Origin of the sequence: Bacteroides sp. 14(A) (assembly GCF_000526555.1) — a bacterium.
Classification (GTDB): Bacteria; Bacteroidota; Bacteroidia; order Bacteroidales; family Bacteroidaceae; genus Bacteroides; species Bacteroides cellulosilyticus.
The window spans coordinates 2,035,463-2,055,592 of record NZ_JAGH01000001.1 but is presented as its reverse complement, the minus strand read 5'-3'; the positions used below and the strand labels follow the sequence as shown (position 1 = coordinate 2,055,592).

Here is a 20,130-nt window from a genome sequence, read left to right as displayed (position 1 = left end):
AATTTTTCTAATTTACATTTAACACTTTAAATAATACTCTCACATTTACATAATGACACTTCAAAGCTGTGTCTGCTTCTGTACTGATTGAATCAATGGAATAACGATAGGTCGTACCATCATAGGAACCTACCATATCATCTAGTATCTTCATGGCTTGTCTTTCAAATTCAGCCAATCGAACAAGATTTGCAATATTTGGCTCGATATCTGGAACACATAGATTAACCTCGACAAACCCTTTTTTCCAATATGTTTCCTGAGATTGTTCTTTTGTCCAAATGATTACTCTCTCGGTAGTTATTTCACCATCAGGAATATTTCCCTTTTGGTAAACTTCTATTCCGAAAGCCTTGCAATCTCGATAGAGAATGTTTCCTATATCGGTAGTTACTATCATTCAAATTCTTCTTTTAATCGTTTCTCCGCATATAGAGCGGCACCACTCAAAACATCAACCCCCTTGGATTCCACGAATGAAGCGTATTCCGCTTCGTTTTTCAGCGTCAAACCGTCTTTATCTACATCGTAATCATTGGACATTCTCAAAGTGAGCGTGTGGTCTTGATAGTTGCCGTGTTCCTCTGCGTATTTCACGGCTTCATCGCCCACGTCAATTATCTTCTTCTCGATTTCCCATTCTCCTTCATTGAAAAAGGAATCGACATCTGAAAAATCAAAATCTACATCCATAACTCCGAGTAGTTAAAGTAGTTCGTACTCTTCACCGTGTAAACCTCGCCTTGCCCTCTCAAATTATCGCCATCCATGCAACGGACTTCATCACCTGCCTTGATAGTAATTCTCTTCTCACACACTACGTGATAGTTAGGACGGTATACTTCTCCATTGACAGACTTAAACTCTTTAGTAGAGTTATCATCACAACGACACTTGCATACGTCCTGCCAACTTTCACCACCTGTACCAAGAATTGGTCGCCCAAACTCATCCATTTCAAATGGCGTAGTTACCTTAATCTGTAATATGTGTGGAGCGTAATACATAGTTACCAAAGATTAGAAGCATCCTTAATCGTACTCAAACCCACCAAAGCAGATGTTTCATCATTCAGAGTGATCCCATATTTTCTAAGCATCAGGAGAGAACTGTTCTTTATCGAATCAGCACTCCAAGAGGTCGAAAAACCACTTTCGCCAATAGATGTAGGGTGAAGTATATTCTTATTCAAAAACTCGCTGATAGAGTTCGAAATAGTCTTCTTTTCCTCATCCGTCACCTCTCCTTTTGTCTCAAACCCGAAATCAATAGCGAAATCAGAAGCTCCAGCATCGGATATTTCACCGATGTAGGAGAATCTCTGTTTTATGTAGTCAAGTACCGTCATCTTAGTATGGTGTAATCAGTTTGCTATATGCAGTGTAACTATAATGCGTGCAATACTTCGACTTATAGACATACCGGAACGGACATTTAGGGACTATAATTTGTTTTCCCTGCATAGCTACATTCATGGTACTTTGCATAGTCGGACTATCCGCAATCATAAATACGGGCTGCGGTGCGGTCAATACAAAGCAATTCACTGGATCAACTTCAAAGGTGACACACTGGATGTCCGGCAGACCGACATCAACAGATGGATTCACGTACTCACACTTGGGAAATTTCACACTTGATGCCTGCACGCTCAACGAAACCAAAGACATCATCAAAAAAACACACATGGTAAAAATAAAATTCTTCATTTCTTTTCTGATTTATAAAATTAAACAATGGAAGGGTAGAAACACTACCCTATCCTTTTACTCAATACCTAATGTTTCTTTCAGTTTGGCAGTTGATACTTCATCAAGTTCAGAAACCTTGCTAAAAAGAGTTTCCTCCTTCATGTTGCCCGATGCCTGTACACCAATGGACTTCAAAGCATTAACCAAAGCCTTTTTATCAAACTCTTTTTCAAAAAGGGAGATTTTAACCTCTTTCTTTTCTCCAAAAGCCTTCACCTCTTCGACACACTCAGCAAGTTTGCGATTTTCCAAGTCTCGCACACGGGCTTCGTCTTCTATTTCAACAACTTCACCAACACTATATAGTTGATGAGTGAATTTGTCACGGAAAACACTTGTAACCTTTACTTTCATGCCTGTACCGTTTTAGAATCCAATGTATAAATTCTATCAACATTGTTGATGATAGGAACAACCATAGCCTGAGAAGAAGTAAATTCCCTCAATGGGTCGTTCTTTGAGTACTTAGACAACAGAATGAATTCATCTGCCACCTGGTATTCAACATCGGCAACCCGACGTGTTGTCTCAGCAGTATTCGTCCATACCAAAGAACCAAGCTTTTCATCGCAAGTGAATACCACCATACCCTGTTGCCAAGGAGAATGAGATTTCTTAACACCGTTGATTTCCGTCTTGATCTTACGGGCAACACGATGGAGGGTTACATCCCATTTGTTTTTTACAACCTGAGCCGCTTTGTCAAAATCCAGTGTCGGGACACCAACACCTTCCTGAGCGGTAACCTTGTTATCAAAAGCATACTGACCACGGACTTGTTTACTTTGATAAAGTCCTTTCAAAGCTGCATCATCCAACCAGATATCAGTGACCGTATTCTGATCTTCCAGAGCTTTATCAAATACCTTCTGCATATCGTCAAGAGGTGTTGATGTATCCGGATCATCCCACAAAACAGACACACCAAATTTGTTAGCCGTATAATAACCAACATCGAGGCGAACACCGGTTCCATTATTGCGTTCACTCAAACCAATACCAGTCGACAGTTCAGAGAGGAACATATCTTCAATACGCTCCCATACACCTTCAAGACAACGTGGAAGATCATTGAAAATCTTATTCACGATTTGGTTGAGAGGTAAGCTCTGGGCAATCATGGCATCAATATCTTTCATCTGCTTTTCTGTCAGGTACAGTTTCATACCAAGTTTAGGTATTTCACCGGAAGCTGTTTCTATTGAATCACGAGTCTTCAACGGAAGTTCAGAATCCAAAGAAACGACATCGGCTGCTACACGGTTATACTCGGCCAGAATACTGGACCAGCGCCCATCGGCTGAAAAATCCGGTGTAAGCAACGTCTTATACATGTAAGGAAGCTGGTTAGCTCTCTTTTCGTTCAATCTCTCAACGATGGAAAGAACCAACTGAGGAAAGAATCTTTGAACATACTCTAGATAAAGTGATTTTTCCATTTACTACGCCTCCTCGTCTTTAATGAAATCAATATGAGGGCAAGCTACCTTAAATGCATCCAGAATGGAAGCCATATCATAAGGTTTTGCCACATCGTTCACTTCTCCCCACGTCATAATTGACGCAAACGGTTTTGCTGTCCGTATGCTGCGATACAACACCCCTACATAGCTATGCCCTTCCGGTAATGCAGCATAGGCATTATCAGATACAGGCATAGGCTTATAGGTGCTGTCACTGTCCTTACGAATAATTACATGACCGGCCTTGATTGCCTTATCTGTAAAACCGGTAACATCAAGCGTCCGGCCACCTTTAATGCCGGAGATATACTTCTGGATGACGATTGAATCATCACCGAAGACTACCTGCTCTCTTTCATTGTTTAAATTAGCTTTTGTCATCTCGTTCTTTTTAATTAACCAACTAATGATTTGGCAATAGCATCCACTTCTCCCTTGTCAGGCTTATTGTCAGACAGAGGGAATGAATTCTTATTGCCCGGTAGTAATTGTGCCTTGACATTGTTCGCTACCGTAGTGAGATGTGAAGTGATTGCTTCCTCATTTGCATCGGATGCAATAGAGAAGCCTTCTTCAATTCGCCACTGTGGTATGCCCAATTCTTTGGCTTTGGATACGATCAGATTGCTCCGTTCGGCAGCAGCTTTTTCAGCCTTGAAAGTTTCATTCTCTTTCTTGATACTATTCAAACCATCCAACAAGGTCTTATTTGTGTGAAGTAACTCTAGGATTGTTTTTTCAGTGGCTGCTTTCTCCACCTTGTACCATTCCGGCATATCCTTTTCTTTCTCCCGTTTAGCCTGTTCTTCCAGCTTTTTAGTTTCTTCCTCGGCCTTCTTCCTTGCTTCTTCCGTCTCAAGCTCTTTTTTAGCATCAGCCTTTGCTTTGAAAACAGCATCAGTGACACGTTTGTCACTCGTCTTCTGAAGGTTCTCAAGGAATCCTTTTTGTGCAGAAATAACAGTGTCGATGTTTTCGTCAGTAACAAGACCGATAGACGCAAGACTGTCAGCATGTGCCTGTAAAATAACATCACCTAACCCAAGATGGGAAAATTCTTGTTTTAGCTTTTGGAAAATCTTTTCTTTCATACCGTATGAATTATTAAATTTAAAATTCAAATTGCGGAAGTAAAAATACCAACAATACAAATGATTAGTAAATATTTAAGCCTCCTATTCATGACATCAAAGCGATTGTCACAAATACGGTATAAAAGTAAAAAGTAAGTAGATGTAAGGGAAATAATTAGATAGTTGATACACGACAATGAAATGATTGTCGTAAAATGACATAAAAAAACCGTGAACCAATAAAGGAACACGGCTTCATTGAATTTAAAAGCTCTGAATTTATAAAGTAGCAGATTGTAACTCTGCTCCGATATTCTTTACATATCTACCTCAAGCTCTTTTCCTGTTAGAGCGAAGTATAGATTTTGAAGTTGATGAAGTGATTTTACTTCTATATTGGCGTCATGCCATTCTTTCCCTAAACCTACTTCAAATCCAATAAACGCACAAATTGAATTTCCAAGTATTCTAATCCTGAGATTTAATCTGTCGAAACAATCATCTATCGCATTATATACAAAGCCACAATTCAAGAGAAGTTGTGCTGTAAGCAAAATAGGGTTAAGATTATCGACATAAGTACGAAACACTGCTTCCGAAGATCTTCCACTTGCTTCATATCTCGGATATTCAATCTCACTATATCCTATTTCGGTTATGCGACAGGGAGTTTTACTACTCTGTAGATAAACATAATTCCCTATCTTCAATTCCCTAGCATCAATCATTAATGTGCTAATTTAAGTTGATTCTCCAATGCCTGTTTTATATAACCATTAATAGTTGTTCCTGCTTCTTGTGCAAGTGAAGCAATCCGACTATGAATCTCCGGCGAAATACGGATATTCAATGTACCACTATATGGTTTACGCGGTTCCACTCCATCAGCCAAACAACCTGCAAGATAGCTTTCTATTCCGGCTTCAAAATCAGCACGAAGTTCATCAATGGTGTTTCCTTCATAAAGAATCAAATCCTTACTCATTCCAAGCACCTTTCCAAATAGGCAGTTATCAGCTTTGCTGTACTCAACTGAACCTTTATATCCTTTGTATTCCAAGTAGTCCATATTCAATTCTTTTATTTAATTAAACCGTTACTTTTTAAATGCTGATATATCGCTTTCATCATCCATGCTTTCATGATACTACCCGGATGCGGCTTATGTATATCAATATACTGTCCCGTTTGTTCATTTTTAAATCTTACACGAGAACCAGATGTCGCACCTTTATTATGTTCACTATATCCAAAGGCAGAAAGCAACTTCAAAGTTTCTTCATAAGTGAAGTCTTTAGGTAGTTTGCAAAAACGGTCTATCAACTTTTCTTTAGTACCCATATCTGTTTATTCTTTACCGCAAATGTAACTAAACTTAGTTACAAAACAAAATAATACAGAGAAAAAATTCAATTAAAGATAAAAAAACGGTAACTCCGAAGAATCACCGCAAAATATTCTATTTTTCTTATACTAAAATTATAAACCCCGTATTTTTTCTACCAGCCACCTCAAAAGATAGCCTATTTTTCCGATTCAACAAAAACTTGTCCAGTATTTCTTATTCTTTCAACCTCCTCTTCTGGCGCATCAGTCAATGCCAGCATCTGAACAGCTTGTTCCAATGATACAATCCCATCAGCATATAACTTGCCGATAGCTGACCACGTTTTTTGTTTGTCCTCAGTGAACGGTTCCGAAAATTCAAAAGAAATTTCCAGTTTATCCAGTTCAGCAACTTTATCTGGATGGAGATATTTTAGAATACTAATGATCAAGTTCTTCTCACGGTCCACAAGCTCCTCATAGGATTCCTTTCGATTATCTCTCTTAATATACCCCAAAATCATGGCATTCTTGATTGCATCTCCAGAGAGAGTACCCATTCCCTTTATCTTATCGAAAGAGAAATCTGGAGTGAATGTATCAAACAAAATAGAATCATTCAAATCTTGTTTTTCAGCCTCTCTTGTCTCCGATGATTGCGGAGGATTGACATATTCAAACTTTGAATTAGCTCCCTGACACTGGATTAGTTTACCTGGTTTATTAGGATCCGCCATCAGTTGAATAACATCAGCGGAAGCAACTGCTATGGGGTCTGCAAAGTAATTGTTGGTATCTCCTACCTTTGAATCCAAAATCTCTTCACGCTTTAATCTCGGTTCCGCTCCGTCCCACGCTTTAGGTTGGTTGTAATACAGTACATTAATCTTTCCTGTAGGGTTCGGATAAGATTCCACTTCATACCCTATATTTCCTTTTCGACAGAAAAAAAGTACATCCGGAGTTTGAATATCCCAATGTTGGACTGTCCTCCCACTCTCTTTCAACTTGTACCCATAAGCAAATGCAGTCATATTTCCGTACTGGTCAAACAGTGGTCGAAGTTTATATCCATTGGAACGTGCCAAGACCCGACTTCTTACCTGCCGCTCACCTGTCCTATCATCTCTATACAAGTGATAAATCTTAGCCGACTCTGTTTCAGCGCCGGCAAGCCTTTTAGCTTGTCTCATGGTGGAATCGAACCGATTGTTCTTTATAAAGTCCTTAAATAGAGCGAAAACATCATCCGAACCATTTTCTTTCTTCCATCTAATAGGATTTCCCAAAAGAAAAAACAACTCCACCTCATTGATATATCTCTGCCGGGATCGTGGAAGCTTCTCTGTTATGTAATCATTAGAGTTTTTCCTGTATTTATTCGGCCTGAACATAACATCATGCGTCTGAGGATTATATTCCTTAATGGCGTTATCCACTTCATCGTCACGGTTCTGCATCATATCAATAGCAGTATCAATATCGCCATCCTGAATGAGTTGATACAAATCACGTTCTGCACCTACCGAATTTAATGCAAGATTGCGGAAGTAAGTCATTATCTGCTGCAAGTAGTTGTTCATAATCTCATATTTTAATAAATTCCTAAATCTGACTTAGAATAGTTCTGAGGAGCTATAATATTCCCTAAAATCTTTCCATTCACATAATACCGAACAGCATCCCATCCATGATTATCATGGTCCTCCGGCTCATTGATATAGTTTCCATTTTTATCTTTAGCCCATACATAATTTCTCGCTTCCTTTATTAGATTATATGACCTTTTGGTAATAAATATATTATCGAAGTCCTTTATCTTGTCAATACCTGCAACAATAGAACCGGCACCCTTCTGTACAGGATATATAACAATACCACCATTGGCTATTTCCTGAATTAAACGAGGGTCAGCACTTTCTGCATATACAAACAAATCGTGCTTTCTTAGCTCCTTTATCAAGTCAGAAGAAAGCATGCCCGTTTTATAGCATACCTCATCAAGATACAAGTCATTATCCACAATTCCACAGCGAATAATAGCCGATGGATCATGAGTAAACCCAAAGTCAAGACCATTGGCCACTTTTTTAGCCCATGATGGGAACTCTTTCACAATACCCCACTTCTTGAATACGGCACCTTCCGCCACATCAGCCCAACGACCAATAACCACATGAGCATACTTTTCGGGGTTGCTCACCTTCATATCCTCGACTTCTTTCAAAAACTCAGGTGAAAGGTTTTCCAAGTTATCCAGATAGGTAGTATGGATATGAAGTACATTCGGGTGTGTGGAAATCTGTACCTGCACACCATCAATCTCTACCAGTTTGTGAGTATTCTCTATGTATTTCTTATAGATGAAGTGATTAGAGTCACAAGGGTTCATTATGATTATGATCCGATTCTGAATGCCCTTCTTACGAATGGAGAGCATAATTTTGTCGAACTCTTCTTCATTCGTCCACTCTTCCGCTTCATCACAGACGAAAGTCGTTATACCCTGAATGGATTTCAGTTTCGCCGTCTGATTCCCCGAAGATGTTTTGATACCCCGAAACATGATACGACTCTTAGTCATTTTGTTGACTATATCCGTCTTGGTGGTCTTGAAATATTTTGTAGTTCCGTCAAGGTCTATCTTCTCCATCATTTCCGGGATGATAGACATACCGGCGGAAACCATCGTGTAACGGGTATAGAGAATCTGATGCACAATCTTCTCTACCGGGGTCATTTCAAAAGTCAGACGCTCTATAAAGGTGGAAGCGTTGAAAGACTTTCCCGAACCACGTCCACCGGTGATAAGAATTATAAATTTCTCCTTATCCTCATACAACGGATGATATATTTCTTGGGGTTCGATCATTTCAGTTTGTCTTTAATCCAGGAATCAATACTAATACCATGATCTATGTCGGTTGGGATGTCGGCATCTTCATCCTGCTTGCGTTCAACTTTTCTCCAGTCTTCATCGTAATGATATAACCAAACAGACTGCGCTTGTAAATTTGGAGCCAGTTCACCTTCTACGATTTGAACTTCTTCCTCGCCCGTCAGGTTGCCCTCTCTGTCCTTAATTTTTCTGATAGTGGTGTTCTTAGTCTTAATACCACCAAGAGCCATAGCAAGGAACTTAGCACGTACAAGAGCGTTTATAGCACAACGCGCACGCGATAATACTTCGTTCAATTCGGGGTACTCACCTTTCTTCTCACAAAAAGTTTGAGGACATAACCCAACGGCATGAGCAATTTCCTTATCAGTGAATCCCTTTTTGGCATACGACTCTACAAGAGAAAGAAAGTCCTCACTTGTATAGTCAAACTTAGGCTTTCTTCCTCCACGACCTTTTTGGTTTTGAGATTCACTATTGCTCATATCAATCTACCCGTTCTACTTGTTCATCAAACACTTCTCCTTTTATGAATTTCATATCCGGATCATAACCGAATCTCTCACAGAAAGCGGCTTTAGCTTCATAGGTATCAAAGGATAATATCACATAAGCATCCATATCCTCGGCTGTTTTCTGTGCGTTCTCTTTTACCTGTTGCTTGACTTCTTTCATGTGGGCAACCTTCTCAGCACGTTCCAACTGCTTAGCGGCCTTATTGGCTTCTTTCTGTTCGATTACTGGTTCCATCATGTTAGACAGAGCGTCTGCGATGGAGTTTTCTTCTTCTGTTTGTAGAAGGTAGTCAACACCAATCATGTTTAAGTCTGCATCGGTCAGACCTGCATCTTTCCAGTCAATATCAGGAACTATGCGGGCAAGTGCGTCAAAATCCCACATACCTTGTGCATTCGGGTTGTTCATTAGAATATTCAACTCCTTTTCCTGCTTTTCATTCACATCAATGACATCGACACGAATACGGTAGTCATTGTCGGGAAACTTCTGTAATTCATCCATGACAGATAAACGCTGGTGTCCGCTAACCACGGTCAGCCCCGTACGCTTGTTTACGACTATTCCCCCGACTAACCCAAACTTCTTGATACCACGCTTTAATGTTTTGCGAGATTCATTCGAAAGTTTCCGGGGATTATAATCTGCAAAATGGATGGTAGAACGGTTAAGTTCCACCGATTCACTTTTGATATATTTTGATAATTCCATATTAACCATTACTTAAGCCCAATCCTCTACCTTGACGTACAGCTCTTGAATACTGTTGAAACACACTCCGGTTATTTGCAGTGTTCAACCTGCTCAAATTACGATACATGGCACCGCCAATACTATTAATTCTTGCTTGTCTTGCAGGATTCCCTTCTGCCGCACGAGCCAAACGATTTGTTTGTACTCCAATATCGGCAGCACTTTTCATCTTTCCCCTTCTTCTGTTTCTGACTCAGCTATTCTCCTATCAATTTTGTTTATTATAATACTCCCAAAGCACTCTTTCAGCCATTGGAAACACTCTATAAATTCTCTGTAAGTCCTGTGGGTAATTCTTCTCCATCCAAAGCATACAATCGAGGTTGAAGCCAACTCCTGAACTTGCTTTCAACGAATATCTAATCGGTTCAGGCAAATTATGTTGCCGCATATAAGCGAGAATATCTTTCTGTGTCCAGTCAGCCAAAGGATAAATCATACCGTTATTCTCGTAACTGTTTGCCTCATAGCCTTTCAGCATCAAACGCCTATTCATTCCATCAGCCTTTTTCATACCCAAGAATGTGTAATAAACACCATGAGTAAGCTGCATAGCTTTTACCACATCAGCAAGTTTCAGTAACTTTACTTTCGGATTAGGTACGCAGTACATGCCACCTCTAAGAATGTAGGTAAGATTCCAATGAGGCACTTGTACAAACTCAATCTTTGGATATTTGGCTTTAGTCCAGTTTATCCAGCGGTTTATGTGCTCTAAATCCTTAACGAAATACATGAATACACAAACAATCCGATCAAACTTTGGATAGATAAAATCAAGCAGAACAAGCGAATCTTTACCGAGTGATAAAAACAGTAAAGCCTCATTCGATTTTACCCGAATGAGGTCTATATACCGGTTCGCTAGCTCTACCTTGTTCATGGTTAACCACCCGACAATCCAAATGAAATACGAAGATCACTATAACGCTGTCTACGTGACCCTAACTGCGTGGCACTTGCCGTACCCCTACGATTGGCAACTAATCTACCACCTGCGCCAGCACCATTCATATTCCGACGTGGTCCGGCTACTTTATTAATCCTTCTTCTGACTCAGCAAATCATTTTTAATTAAACAATCAATCTATATATTTCTCTAATACCTTGCCTAAAGTATAGTCCATTTGGGCAGCTAAATATTCTTCACCTTGATGTTCGTAAACAATATCGTTGCCGTTTTCATCGGTGAGAATAGCCGCTTCTGCGTTCTTTACTTCTACGATGATATAAGGGCGTTTGCCTGTATAAGTACCTGTAAGAAGTTTGATGGCATCGTACTTGATGGGCTTCAATTCGATTTCGCCTTCTTCGGGCAGTTCTTCATCAGCCTTGTACTCTTTACCGCCACAAAGATAGGTGATATATTTCTTTGCGTTGGTAGGTCTGATTTCACGATATTCGTGGGTCTTAGTACCTGCCAATATTTCATCCAAATACTTCTGTTTGATACTTAATGTAAGAATGTTCATAATCGTGTCAATTTTTAAAGTTAATAATCATAGTTGCGGAAACAGGACTCGAACCTGTGACCCTCGCCAAGTCAAAGCGATAAGCTAACCAACTGCTCCATTCCGCGATAGTACCCCAAAAGTACTACCACAACCAAAGATAACGAAATATCTTCAATTGTTATATGTGACAATCTGTCTTAAGTCACAAAGTCTTTTTCAGCCATTTATCCCGTCTTTCTCTGCACACCTCTAAGGTAGGCGCACAACAAGAAAATAACTCACCGTCTTCTGTACGATAGTCGTATTGGTACATTCTCACTCTCTTTCTGCCTAACTTCGTTGTGTAGGTAGTGTAATTCTCTTTACCGGGCTGGCATACGCTGCAACCGTTTACGTTTATTGAGTTCATAAGTAATCTTCTAAGTTTTACATTCAACCTTTTTCACCTGGATAATCTTTACAATCTTCTACCAAAGTAGTCCAACAGCAATTTAAACTACTCGTTTCTCGATAAAAGCTACATTTCGTATTGTGACACGGTTCTGTTTCTCTGACATACTGACGTTCAAGTTTATCCAAGTTATTTCTCGCTTCTTTGATTTCTTCTAATAAATCACTCATCGTTATTGGTTCTTAAAGTTTCACATCCAATCTTTCTTCACTCGTATAAGCCACTACAAGACCAGTTTCATCGTGCTGTATGGTGATGTACTTTTCGTTCTTGTCAATTGTGGTAAAGTCGTACATGGTACATAGTTTGCCCAACACCTTGCCCAGTTGTTTCATTAGTGGGGCTTCGTGACTGACAATTAAAACTAAATCCGCTTTCATAATCGTGTATATTGTGGTAGCCCGAAGGTTACCGGATTAAACTTAGAACTTCTCTATTTTGAGATTGTCATTAATGATAAAACTACGTCCACATTCTAAAATCACGTGTGTATCTGTAATTCGCTTTATTACTCTTACTACATCATCGTGCGATATACATGGCGTACCATCTGCATGACGACCATTAGATAAATCACCTGATACTCTATATCTCAAACCTACTATAACTTCATTTACGTTCATAATCTTCTATATTGCACAGGGCTTTCGCCCTGCTGGTTAAACCTTAGAATTTGTATTGAATTGTATCAAGAGGATTAGCACCATTAGAAACTGCTACTTCAAATGCTTCTTCAATGGTTGTCTTACCTGTTGCTATCTCGTGACGTGTTTCACTTTCTGCAAAACCGTTGCCTTTAACTTCTTCTGACCATGTGTAAAAAACTACTGTAATCATTGCTCTATATCTTTGTGGTGGGGTTATTAGCCCCACCAATTAAACTTATAATATCGTAATCTCTTTGTTGCCTATCTCTGTATCTACATTCAGAACCTCATACTTTTGAGCCCTGTAATTATAAACGATCTCACAAGTATTGAAACCTCTACCATCTTCTCTTTGGTCATATATAGTATTTATATGCTGATACATTTTATTGCCTAACATAAAGTTTATCTTGCCTGATGTACAGAAGTAGAATGCTACTGCATACTTCAATGTTTTCTTTTCATCAATCTTCTTTGTTGCCATGATTGTATATTTAAGCATTAATACCAATTGCGTTTCTCATAAAGTCACTTGCTTGTTCTACTGACATACCTAGTTTCTTTTGAATCAGAAGAAGCATACAGCTTACTTGTTCTTCTGTATCTAAGTTACCTTGCACAAACTCTGACATGATGAACTTCTCTATTGTTCTTTGTTTAATCACTGATGTTGCCATAATCGTATATCTTTTAATTGTTATTACTTCGTTTCTGATGATGCAAATGTAAGGTATACACATCACACAACAAAACAATAAGTGATATTAATTAACATTATTTAGTGATATATATATATCACACATACACAATAAACGTATCTTTGCAAAAAGAAAAAACTAATTATGAATAGAATCAAAGAAGTAATTAAAGAACAGGGCTTCACTATAACAAGCCTTGCAGGTAAATTAGGAATCGCACGTGAGAGCCTTTCACGAATGATAGTATCGCCATCATACCCAACACTTGAAAAGATTTCCAATGCGCTGAATGTTCCGATATGGCAACTATTTGTTTCACCAGTAGAAGTCACAGGAGAAGGTGAACTAACCGCCCTCATCCAACACAAAGGAGACTTCTATAAAGCCAGTACCATAGAAGAACTGGAACAAATTGTAGCTGGAATCAAAGATAAAGCCAATTAAAGTTGTTATATATGTAAACTTTTGTTATATTTGCATCATGAAAAAAGAAAGAGAGATATTATATTATGAGAGTTACTTTATAGACTTCTTCATGTCATTAGAGGATGGAGCAAAGAAAAAAGTATCTTATGTGCTTGATATGCTCAAGACGCAAGAGCGGCTGAATAAAAACTTCGTGAAATTCATACGCGAGGGTGTATATGAATTAAGAGCAAGCCATAACGGAAATATTTATCGTGCTTTCTTTATCTTTGATGATGGGAACATCGTAATGCTGTTTAACGGTTTTCAAAAGAAGACCCAGAAGACACCTGAAAGTGAAATTAATAAGGCTTTAAAACTTAAAAATGAATATTATGCAAGCAAATCCTAAAATTGGAAGTATGGATGCCGTATTAGACAAATTATACGGCAAAGTTGGCTCACCTGAAAGGGAGGAGTTTCGCAAAGAGGCATACGCTTATTGTGTGGGGCAAATGATTAGTGACGCACGTAAACAAGAAAAAATGACACAATCTGAACTTGCGGAAAAGGTCGGTACTAATAAAACTTATATATCAAGGATCGAAAAAGGAGTTATAGAACCGGGAGTTGGTTTATTCTTTCGCATCATTGATGCACTGGGACTTAAAATAGAAATCGTCAAGCCCATATTATAATGGATAAACAAGAACTATTCATCTGCGCTTGTAACAGCGTAGAACACCAATTGATAATGTCATATTTCGCGGATGAAGAAGACAGGGAAGTATATTGCAGCGTGCATCTAAAACCGGAAAGAAACATATTTAAACGGATATGGAAAGCCATAAAATACATATTTGGTCATCGGAGTATCTACGGTGATTTTGATGAATTCATTTTCAAACAGGAAGATGCAGACAGATTGCAACAGATAGCCGACTATCTCAAAACTTGTAAAGAAAGAAAGCCGGAGCACTAACCCCGGCTTTCTTTTTCGTGCTATGGTAGCACCTTCAATTGATTAGCCCTTTGAATTTTAACCGATTTACGATTTCTGTGTAAAGATAATCTATATCCGCACGATAATCCTTATAATTGTTATAGTTAAACGTGACATTAACGTAAAGGTTAGAAATTCCTGTAGGGGCTTTAAATCCCAATATGCCGGCAAGTATATCACGTACCCCTCTGGCAATCTTTCCACCTGCTAATGCACTTGGGGAATAAAGGAAAAGAATTATAAAGATGAATTTCTGCCGGAAGCTGGAACCGGCTCTTCTCTCAGGTAATCCGCAATTCCCCACAATTTCACAGTACCATTTGAATATTGTAGGAATAATACTTAGATCTAACAAAATAGGTTTGGTTAACTCTTGTTCTCTTTCCGATAATCTTGATTTCTGCTCTCTAATATATTTTAACTCCGATATCGCTGAAAATTCCTTCACCATAACACAATTATTTTAAAAGTAAATAGTATATTTGCACTATAATCGTGTGAGGGAGGATTGAGTGGTCGTGCGCTTGGTTCTCCTTTCTTATTTTACAGATTTATTCTTTTTCATAATAATCCTATTCTTTTCATTCACTTCCCTACTCCACATAATAGCGGAATAAATAGCTTTCGCATATAAAAAGAGTTCCTCACGACTGGTAAGGAACTCTACCCTAAAGGCTGCGCATTTTGCATCAGTCCAAACATTCTTATCTATCTTCATCGCTCATTAGTTAATTTTACACATTTACAATGTTAACAGTTAACATATATATTTGCCTGCTAAACCATGTTATAAGATGGCTGAACAAAGGCTGATAATTTGCATAATTCCTGTAAATCCGTACCTTTGCAATGTGTTTTTCATAGTATTAGATTAAGGTTAACAAAAGATTGGCTGTCTGGGATAGATAGCCTTTTTTTGTTTAGTATCACTTCAACAAATTAATCTCAAGAAATAGTCTCTATAGATATTCGTCTTTTTATCTATCTTTGTGCACTATTTAATAAGTTACCTTTAATACAATTGATTATGTTAGCTCGTATTTTCGCCATGGTTGTAGCCGGTGTTATTATTGTATACGTAGTGCGCTGGATAGATAGTATGTTCTCTAATTGGAAAAGGTAACTTTCCAATATCGGGTATTAATAATAAGTTACTTTCTCAGTATCTGTCGACAATATCTTAAGACTTGCTTATATCCCATTCACTTTCCATAATCACGTATCCACACTTGTTACAGCTATGCAGGAATGTAGGGAATGGAGCCGTAGTGTAGTCCTCAATAGCTATCTCTATGCTGCCACATTCCGGACATTCAATCTTAACCTCATTGATACCTGAATACTCCCAGAAAGAAAGCTTTCCTTTCACGTTCTCGATGGGCTTATTAAACAGGATGGGATTAGCTAGTATCCAGTTATAGACTCCTTTCTCTGCCCAGATAGAAGGATGATTGATAACACAGCCTACTATTTCTACGCTGCCGATGATAGAGCCAAAAGGCATATTTCCAAACATAGTTTCTTTGGCTATCGTAGTAAATGCTGCTCTTGTCTGTGCATCAGTCAAATTAACGCTAAATTTCCTACCATGAGAACCAGCGGCATGAATGAGAACACGCCCACGAAAATTGGTTTGCCAACTCCGGTTCTCAATGTCCTTGATACCGTGGACTATGAGAGATGCCCACGGCTGTTTGATTGTTATTGCTTTCATTTCTATCTGGTATATAATATTATTTGTACACAATTAATCATACCTAAGTGGCGCAAATAGACTTCATCGGCATAAATTCTATCACTATCACCGCCGTGTATCATCATTGTATGGCAACCATCAATTTGGACAGAAGTTCGACCATATCCACTCGGAAATTTTTCTGCTGCAAATACAAGTCTTTCAATGTGGGTACGTGCATCTGATATGCATACGACATGACATCCATCTGTGCGGAGAAGATGTTTACACTCAGGCTTCATCCGCTTCTCTTTACATTCTTGAAGTTCTGCTACAATATCAACATCACTTCTAAATCTCCGACCCTTGTAAATCGGTTCTGATAACTCATAAAATCTTTGGTGTTTGGTAGTTTCTACCAATCTTGCTATAATTTGTTTCATGTTATATTAATTTAAATTATTCAATTTCACAGATATAACCATTCCCACGCATATAATCTGATATATCGTCTTTGGATATGGAATCCAGTAATTTAGTAGAATCTCTTTCATCGACTTCTGCTGTTACTCTGACATATCCATTTCCAGCCATACTTGTCTCTATCTGAACGCTTGTCGCATCCACATCTATTGATATTGTTTTCATATTGTACTTTTTAGAACTATTTATTTCTGATCTGAAGAAATCCACGCTTAGCACATTCCCTGAGAAGCTCCATATCCTCATCCTTGATGTTACAGGGAGTTTCTCCGTTTACTGTGGTGTAATCGGGAATGTTAAACCTGTCTCTGATTTTCTTCTTAATTCTTGGAATGTCTTTGGGATCAAGATGTTTGGTGTCCCAGTAGATTGTTACTTTCATTTTCTTAGACTTTCTCCAATAAATTTGACTCGTGTTGTAATCGCAACCAATCTGTCCATTGTCCGTTCCCCGTATTTTTGAGAGATTTCCTCAAGAGATAAATTAGTAGTCAATATCAAGAGTTTTCCCCGCTTTTCTGCTTCATCAACTATTTCACAAAAAGCAAGCCTTCTCTCTCCGAATTTTACGCTCAGATTCTCCGTTCCAATATCGTCGATATAGATGATATGTTTAGCTTTCACGGCATCTATATTAGCATTCATTTGCTGCGCATCGTAACAGGAGACTATCTTTCGGCAGTAATGATTCAGTAGCAAAGGAATAATTTTCCAACAGATAAGAGATTTCCCGCGTCCACAGTTACCATGACAGAGAAGCCCACGCCCATTGTTACCAGAAAGCCATGTGGCTATTTCTTCGTATTCTGGTAACCATTCAGCATTTTCGGTGAAATAATTCAACCCGCGCCAAAGAATATTCTTAGCGTCTGGTATTGCTATATTCACCAGGTTGGGAATAGGGTTAAACCCTGTTTCTCTGAGACTGTCGATTGTTTTCTTGAAGTCTATTTTTTCCATCTTGCCTCCCATTTTCTTTCTTGTGGCGAATTGTATTTATCAGGGGAATTGTCTTTAAGAACCAAGCCAATATCGGTAGTAGATTTAACGCAAATACCGTTCTTTTCTCTCTTCCATTGCTCATATTCACGCGGTGTACTATCAAACACGACACCGGCCCATCCTGATTCAATGGCTCTATAAATTTGCTTGATAGCAAATTCCTCATCGTACTTTCCTAATTTGTCTAAGGATAGTTGTAGGGCATGATTTATTTTCTTTTTCCATTTTGGAGTAGCGCATAAATCATTCCATGCTGCCATAAATGCTTCTGAAGTGAAAGGATATACCAAAGGCTTATCTCTGCTACTTGTTAGAGGCGTTCGCCTCTTACTCTTTGGCGGATTTTTAGCTTCAGTTGGAGAATCTTTATTCTCTTCCTCTTTTGCATCTACGTTAGTAGATGTTTTATCTATATCTGATTTATCAGATACATTATCATATAACATTATAGGGGTTTCTTTGGGGTTATTTAGGGGTTTTGTTGGGGTTTCCTTGGGGTTATTTTTTTTAGGTCTTCCACCAAGATGTCCATATTCAGCTCCCTTTTTTCCATTTTCAAACCTTTTTCTATTAGAGTCTATTTGAGGTTTTATTATTTCCAGCATAGCTTTCGTAATCGGCTTTAGATTATCAGTTGTTTCTCCGTATAAGCCATACTCAATTATGGCTGTGAGTACATCTCCCTGAATATCTCTCGACAAATTCTTGATTGCTTCCAACCAGCTTTCATAAAACACAAAACTTGACCTTTTTTCGTTGCTCATCATGTTGGCAGTATTTCAAACTCTATTCTTGGATTTACTTTATCTATAATTTTCTCCACTTCTCGGACATTTCGGGATATGCTCAATATCCTTGATTACCTCTTTTATACTTTTCATATTAAAATCTCACGTTAGTTAATTGCCTGTCCTTGGAGAAAACAGCCCATTTACCATTTCCATTATCAAATAACCGTAAGTCCGACACCTCTCCGAAACGTTTGATGTTACCACATAAATCCACGATCCAGCCACATTCCTTGGAAGGATGCGGGCGGATAGCCCGACCTACAATTTGATACCACATAGCAAGTGACATCGTAGGGCGTGCCATTACTACTGTATCAAGTTCAGGATAGTCAAAACCAGTAGTCAATACTCCGACATTAGCTACTACTGGTATTTCTCCTGTCTTGAAATGCTTGAGAATCATTTCACGCGTGACTTTTGGAGTTTCACCGGATACAATAGCGCAACCAGGTATTGACATCGTTAACCGTTCAGCCTCTTTCAAGAATCGAGTAAATACTAAAATGCCTTTTCGTTTTCCTCCAGCTTTGGGATTCATCAGCCTTTGAACAATATGAACGAGATAACCGTAAAAGTCTATCCGTTCATATTCTCGCTGGACGGACCGATCTGTGTAGTCGGCGCCGGTGGTGTTCACTTTCAGGTTGAGTTCGTTCCACCCTGAAGGATTCATAGGGTAGTAATTCAACCTCGCCAAATATCCCATATCTAAAAGAGTTGATACCTGTACATGGTAAATGACCTCTGAAAAGACATGGGGCTTTGTACGGGTGATAAACTTCAACATAGAACCGAAGTCACGGCTGGATGAAAGCCGGTAAGGTGTGGCCGTTAATCCAAGAACCTTGCATTTTACAGCTTCAAAGAAATCCTTGTACATTCCCTCTTTAGGGTTTACCAAATGGCACTCATCCACAATTATGTTTTTAAAGTGGGTAAATAATTCGGGATGATTCTTCACGCTACCTATGGTGGCGAATGTGATACGGCTTATCTCCTTTGAGTTGAAAGAAGCCGAATAGATGCTACAATCAAGAATACCATATGAGCACAGTTTCTTGAAATTTTGCTCCAAAATTTCTTTACTCGGCTGGAACACTAAGGTATGTCCGTCAAGCCTTGCAGCTATATCCGCTATGATAAGGCTCTTTCCCGAACCCGTAGGCAAGACCATGATAGCATTCGTTTTCTTGGCTTTGTTGTTGAAGAAAGAAACGGCTGCATTAGAGGCTTTCTGTTGATAATCTCGCAAAACATAACTCATAATCCTTTCTCCTTTCGTAACTTCTTATTAAGTGCCTTGTAATACTTGATTAGCTGCCCATACTCGAAATCAGACATCTTAGAAGTACCGGCAGCTTTCACTTTTAGTAAATCAAATTTCTGTTGTCCGATTTTAGTTATCAGATTCACCCGATACCCTTCCAAATGGTCCGCTTTGAATCTGTTGCAGTGTCGGCATTCAGCATGGCAATTATTCTCATCGAAACGTGTGGCCAAATGTGTACGACTGAAATAGTGCCCACAGTCTGCCTGCTCGAAAGGCTTTATCTGCCCGCATGAGATACAGCGGAAATATCCGTTTGGCATACAATCACGAAGCCGGATAAAAAGGGAAAACTCTTTGTCGAGTTTAGCTTTTAAATCCGGCTTCTTCTTTATTATCACCCCTGCCTTATCAAACAAGGGCAAAGGCTTGTCTTTCTTCTTGGACTTAGTTCTTTTTATGTAGTATGGCAT

The 20,130-nt window shown here is 38.8% G+C and carries 37 protein-coding genes and 1 tRNA gene; 3 read left to right on the top strand and 35 right to left on the bottom strand.

The genetic code is table 11. The features are described 5' to 3' along the window. Positions 1-7 precede the first annotated feature (7 nt). From K429_RS0107845 to K429_RS0107730, 26 genes are all read right to left on the bottom strand, one after another. Positions 8-400 (bottom strand): hypothetical protein, encoded by a 393-nt coding sequence (locus tag K429_RS0107845; RefSeq protein WP_025726580.1) that lies wholly within the window; start codon positions 398-400, stop codon positions 8-10. Next, the gene (locus tag K429_RS0107840; RefSeq protein ID WP_025726579.1) at positions 397-693 is read right to left on the bottom strand and encodes a hypothetical protein; all 297 of its coding nucleotides are present in this window, start codon (positions 691-693) and stop codon (positions 397-399) included. Before K429_RS0107840 ends, K429_RS0107845 begins: the two co-directional genes overlap by 4 nt. Beyond that, positions 684-1,007: a hypothetical protein gene (locus tag K429_RS0107835; protein ID WP_025726578.1), complete on the bottom strand. Its 324-nt coding sequence runs from the start codon at positions 1,005-1,007 to the stop codon at positions 684-686. The genes K429_RS0107840 and K429_RS0107835 overlap by 10 nt, the downstream gene beginning before the upstream one ends. Before the next feature lie 2 nt (positions 1,008-1,009). After that, positions 1,010-1,348, bottom strand: coding sequence for a DUF6706 family protein (locus K429_RS0107830; RefSeq protein ID WP_025726577.1), 339 nt, complete (start codon positions 1,346-1,348; stop codon positions 1,010-1,012). Between the two features lies 1 nt (position 1,349). Further along, positions 1,350-1,709, bottom strand: coding sequence for a hypothetical protein (locus K429_RS0107825; protein ID WP_025726576.1), 360 nt, complete (start codon positions 1,707-1,709; stop codon positions 1,350-1,352). 57 nt (positions 1,710-1,766) lie between these two features. Next, positions 1,767-2,105, bottom strand: coding sequence for a hypothetical protein (locus K429_RS0107820; RefSeq protein WP_025726575.1), 339 nt, complete (start codon positions 2,103-2,105; stop codon positions 1,767-1,769). After that, positions 2,102-3,190: a major capsid protein gene (locus K429_RS0107815; RefSeq protein WP_081750844.1), complete on the bottom strand. Its 1,089-nt coding sequence runs from the start codon at positions 3,188-3,190 to the stop codon at positions 2,102-2,104. The genes K429_RS0107820 and K429_RS0107815 overlap by 4 nt, the downstream gene beginning before the upstream one ends. Positions 3,191-3,193: 3 nt before the next feature. Beyond that, positions 3,194-3,595, bottom strand: a complete 402-nt coding sequence (locus K429_RS0107810) for a hypothetical protein (protein ID WP_025726573.1) — start codon at positions 3,593-3,595, stop codon at positions 3,194-3,196. A gap of 14 nt (positions 3,596-3,609) precedes the next feature. Further along, entirely contained in the window at positions 3,610-4,305 is a 696-nt protein-coding gene (locus K429_RS0107805; protein ID WP_155923381.1) for a hypothetical protein, read from the bottom strand. Between the two features lie 299 nt (positions 4,306-4,604). Further along, entirely contained in the window at positions 4,605-5,015 is a 411-nt protein-coding gene (locus K429_RS0107800; RefSeq protein ID WP_025726571.1) for a hypothetical protein, read from the bottom strand. Continuing rightward, positions 5,015-5,356, bottom strand: a complete 342-nt coding sequence (locus K429_RS0107795) for a type II toxin-antitoxin system HicB family antitoxin (protein WP_025726570.1) — start codon at positions 5,354-5,356, stop codon at positions 5,015-5,017. The genes K429_RS0107800 and K429_RS0107795 overlap by 1 nt, the downstream gene beginning before the upstream one ends. A gap of 11 nt (positions 5,357-5,367) precedes the next feature. Further along, complete coding sequence (locus K429_RS0107790) at positions 5,368-5,628, bottom strand: type II toxin-antitoxin system HicA family toxin (RefSeq protein WP_025726569.1); 261 nt, start codon at positions 5,626-5,628, stop codon at positions 5,368-5,370. A gap of 182 nt (positions 5,629-5,810) precedes the next feature. After that, positions 5,811-7,196 carry a phage portal protein gene (locus K429_RS0107785; protein WP_025726568.1) on the bottom strand — a complete coding sequence of 462 codons (1,386 nt, stop codon included), beginning with the start codon at positions 7,194-7,196 and terminating at the stop codon, positions 5,811-5,813. 11 nt (positions 7,197-7,207) lie between these two features. Continuing rightward, positions 7,208-8,485 (bottom strand): PBSX family phage terminase large subunit, encoded by a 1,278-nt coding sequence (locus K429_RS0107780; RefSeq protein ID WP_025726567.1) that lies wholly within the window; start codon positions 8,483-8,485, stop codon positions 7,208-7,210. Next, entirely contained in the window at positions 8,482-8,997 is a 516-nt protein-coding gene (locus tag K429_RS0107775; RefSeq protein WP_025726566.1) for a hypothetical protein, read from the bottom strand. The genes K429_RS0107780 and K429_RS0107775 overlap by 4 nt, the downstream gene beginning before the upstream one ends. A 1-nt stretch (position 8,998) precedes the next feature. Continuing rightward, positions 8,999-9,739 (bottom strand): ParB N-terminal domain-containing protein, encoded by a 741-nt coding sequence (locus K429_RS0107770; RefSeq protein ID WP_025726565.1) that lies wholly within the window; start codon positions 9,737-9,739, stop codon positions 8,999-9,001. Between the two features lies 1 nt (position 9,740). Continuing rightward, complete coding sequence (locus K429_RS0107765; RefSeq protein WP_025726564.1) at positions 9,741-9,950, bottom strand: hypothetical protein; 210 nt, start codon at positions 9,948-9,950, stop codon at positions 9,741-9,743. Positions 9,951-9,989: 39 nt separating this feature from the next. Continuing rightward, positions 9,990-10,664: a phosphoadenosine phosphosulfate reductase family protein gene (locus K429_RS0107760; RefSeq protein WP_025726563.1), complete on the bottom strand. Its 675-nt coding sequence runs from the start codon at positions 10,662-10,664 to the stop codon at positions 9,990-9,992. A 199-nt stretch (positions 10,665-10,863) separates the two neighbouring features. Further along, the gene (locus K429_RS0107755) at positions 10,864-11,253 is read right to left on the bottom strand and encodes an ASCH domain-containing protein (RefSeq protein ID WP_025726562.1); all 390 of its coding nucleotides are present in this window, start codon (positions 11,251-11,253) and stop codon (positions 10,864-10,866) included. Positions 11,254-11,286: 33 nt separating this feature from the next. Next, positions 11,287-11,360: transfer RNA gene (locus K429_RS0107750), tRNA-Val, on the bottom strand. Positions 11,361-11,437: 77 nt separating this feature from the next. Continuing rightward, positions 11,438-11,644: a DUF3873 family protein gene (locus K429_RS29795; protein ID WP_081750843.1), complete on the bottom strand. Its 207-nt coding sequence runs from the start codon at positions 11,642-11,644 to the stop codon at positions 11,438-11,440. A 23-nt stretch (positions 11,645-11,667) separates the two neighbouring features. Next, positions 11,668-11,856 carry a hypothetical protein gene (locus tag K429_RS30255; RefSeq protein ID WP_155923380.1) on the bottom strand — a complete coding sequence of 63 codons (189 nt, stop codon included), beginning with the start codon at positions 11,854-11,856 and terminating at the stop codon, positions 11,668-11,670. A gap of 12 nt (positions 11,857-11,868) precedes the next feature. Continuing rightward, complete coding sequence (locus K429_RS0107745) at positions 11,869-12,066, bottom strand: hypothetical protein (RefSeq protein WP_025726561.1); 198 nt, start codon at positions 12,064-12,066, stop codon at positions 11,869-11,871. 286 nt (positions 12,067-12,352) lie between these two features. Then, positions 12,353-12,523 carry a hypothetical protein gene (locus K429_RS30250; protein ID WP_155923379.1) on the bottom strand — a complete coding sequence of 57 codons (171 nt, stop codon included), beginning with the start codon at positions 12,521-12,523 and terminating at the stop codon, positions 12,353-12,355. A gap of 45 nt (positions 12,524-12,568) precedes the next feature. After that, complete coding sequence (locus tag K429_RS0107735; protein ID WP_025726560.1) at positions 12,569-12,817, bottom strand: hypothetical protein; 249 nt, start codon at positions 12,815-12,817, stop codon at positions 12,569-12,571. 10 nt (positions 12,818-12,827) lie between these two features. Continuing rightward, complete coding sequence (locus K429_RS0107730; protein ID WP_025726559.1) at positions 12,828-13,010, bottom strand: hypothetical protein; 183 nt, start codon at positions 13,008-13,010, stop codon at positions 12,828-12,830. 165 nt (positions 13,011-13,175) lie between these two features. Here K429_RS0107730 and K429_RS0107725 point away from each other — a divergent pair, with 165 nt between their 5' ends. The 3 genes from K429_RS0107725 to K429_RS0107715 are packed head-to-tail and all read left to right on the top strand — an operon-like array spanning position 13,176 to position 14,134. Continuing rightward, positions 13,176-13,475, top strand: coding sequence for a helix-turn-helix domain-containing protein (locus tag K429_RS0107725; RefSeq protein WP_025726558.1), 300 nt, complete (start codon positions 13,176-13,178; stop codon positions 13,473-13,475). Positions 13,476-13,512: 37 nt separating this feature from the next. After that, positions 13,513-13,848, top strand: a complete 336-nt coding sequence (locus K429_RS0107720) for a type II toxin-antitoxin system RelE/ParE family toxin (RefSeq protein WP_025726557.1) — start codon at positions 13,513-13,515, stop codon at positions 13,846-13,848. Continuing rightward, positions 13,832-14,134 carry a helix-turn-helix domain-containing protein gene (locus K429_RS0107715; RefSeq protein ID WP_025726556.1) on the top strand — a complete coding sequence of 101 codons (303 nt, stop codon included), beginning with the start codon at positions 13,832-13,834 and terminating at the stop codon, positions 14,132-14,134. The genes K429_RS0107720 and K429_RS0107715 overlap by 17 nt, the downstream gene beginning before the upstream one ends. A gap of 318 nt (positions 14,135-14,452) precedes the next feature. Here the strand turns inward: K429_RS0107715 and K429_RS0107705 are convergent, their stop codons facing one another. From K429_RS0107705 to K429_RS0107660, 9 genes are all read right to left on the bottom strand, one after another. Continuing rightward, a complete protein-coding gene (locus tag K429_RS0107705; protein WP_025726554.1) occupies positions 14,453-14,890 on the bottom strand; it encodes a hypothetical protein in 438 nt (145 codons plus the stop codon). 729 nt (positions 14,891-15,619) lie between these two features. After that, on the bottom strand, positions 15,620-16,153 hold the full coding sequence (locus tag K429_RS0107695; protein ID WP_025726552.1) for an ASCH domain-containing protein: 534 nt from the start codon (positions 16,151-16,153) through the stop codon (positions 15,620-15,622). Positions 16,154-16,155: 2 nt separating this feature from the next. Continuing rightward, entirely contained in the window at positions 16,156-16,557 is a 402-nt protein-coding gene (locus K429_RS0107690) for a hypothetical protein (RefSeq protein WP_025726551.1), read from the bottom strand. A gap of 16 nt (positions 16,558-16,573) precedes the next feature. Next, a complete protein-coding gene (locus tag K429_RS0107685) occupies positions 16,574-16,762 on the bottom strand; it encodes a hypothetical protein (RefSeq protein WP_025726550.1) in 189 nt (62 codons plus the stop codon). Positions 16,763-16,778: 16 nt separating this feature from the next. Further along, on the bottom strand, positions 16,779-16,979 hold the full coding sequence (locus tag K429_RS0107680) for a hypothetical protein (protein ID WP_025726549.1): 201 nt from the start codon (positions 16,977-16,979) through the stop codon (positions 16,779-16,781). Further along, on the bottom strand, positions 16,976-17,557 hold the full coding sequence (locus K429_RS0107675) for a hypothetical protein (protein WP_025726548.1): 582 nt from the start codon (positions 17,555-17,557) through the stop codon (positions 16,976-16,978). The genes K429_RS0107680 and K429_RS0107675 overlap by 4 nt, the downstream gene beginning before the upstream one ends. Further along, positions 17,545-18,366, bottom strand: coding sequence for a DUF6291 domain-containing protein (locus K429_RS30850; RefSeq protein WP_025726547.1), 822 nt, complete (start codon positions 18,364-18,366; stop codon positions 17,545-17,547). The genes K429_RS0107675 and K429_RS30850 overlap by 13 nt, the downstream gene beginning before the upstream one ends. Positions 18,367-18,481: 115 nt before the next feature. Next, entirely contained in the window at positions 18,482-19,654 is a 1,173-nt protein-coding gene (locus tag K429_RS0107665; protein ID WP_025726546.1) for a DEAD/DEAH box helicase, read from the bottom strand. Beyond that, positions 19,651-20,130, bottom strand: coding sequence for a recombination protein NinG (locus K429_RS0107660; RefSeq protein WP_025726545.1), 480 nt, complete (start codon positions 20,128-20,130; stop codon positions 19,651-19,653). Before K429_RS0107660 ends, K429_RS0107665 begins: the two co-directional genes overlap by 4 nt.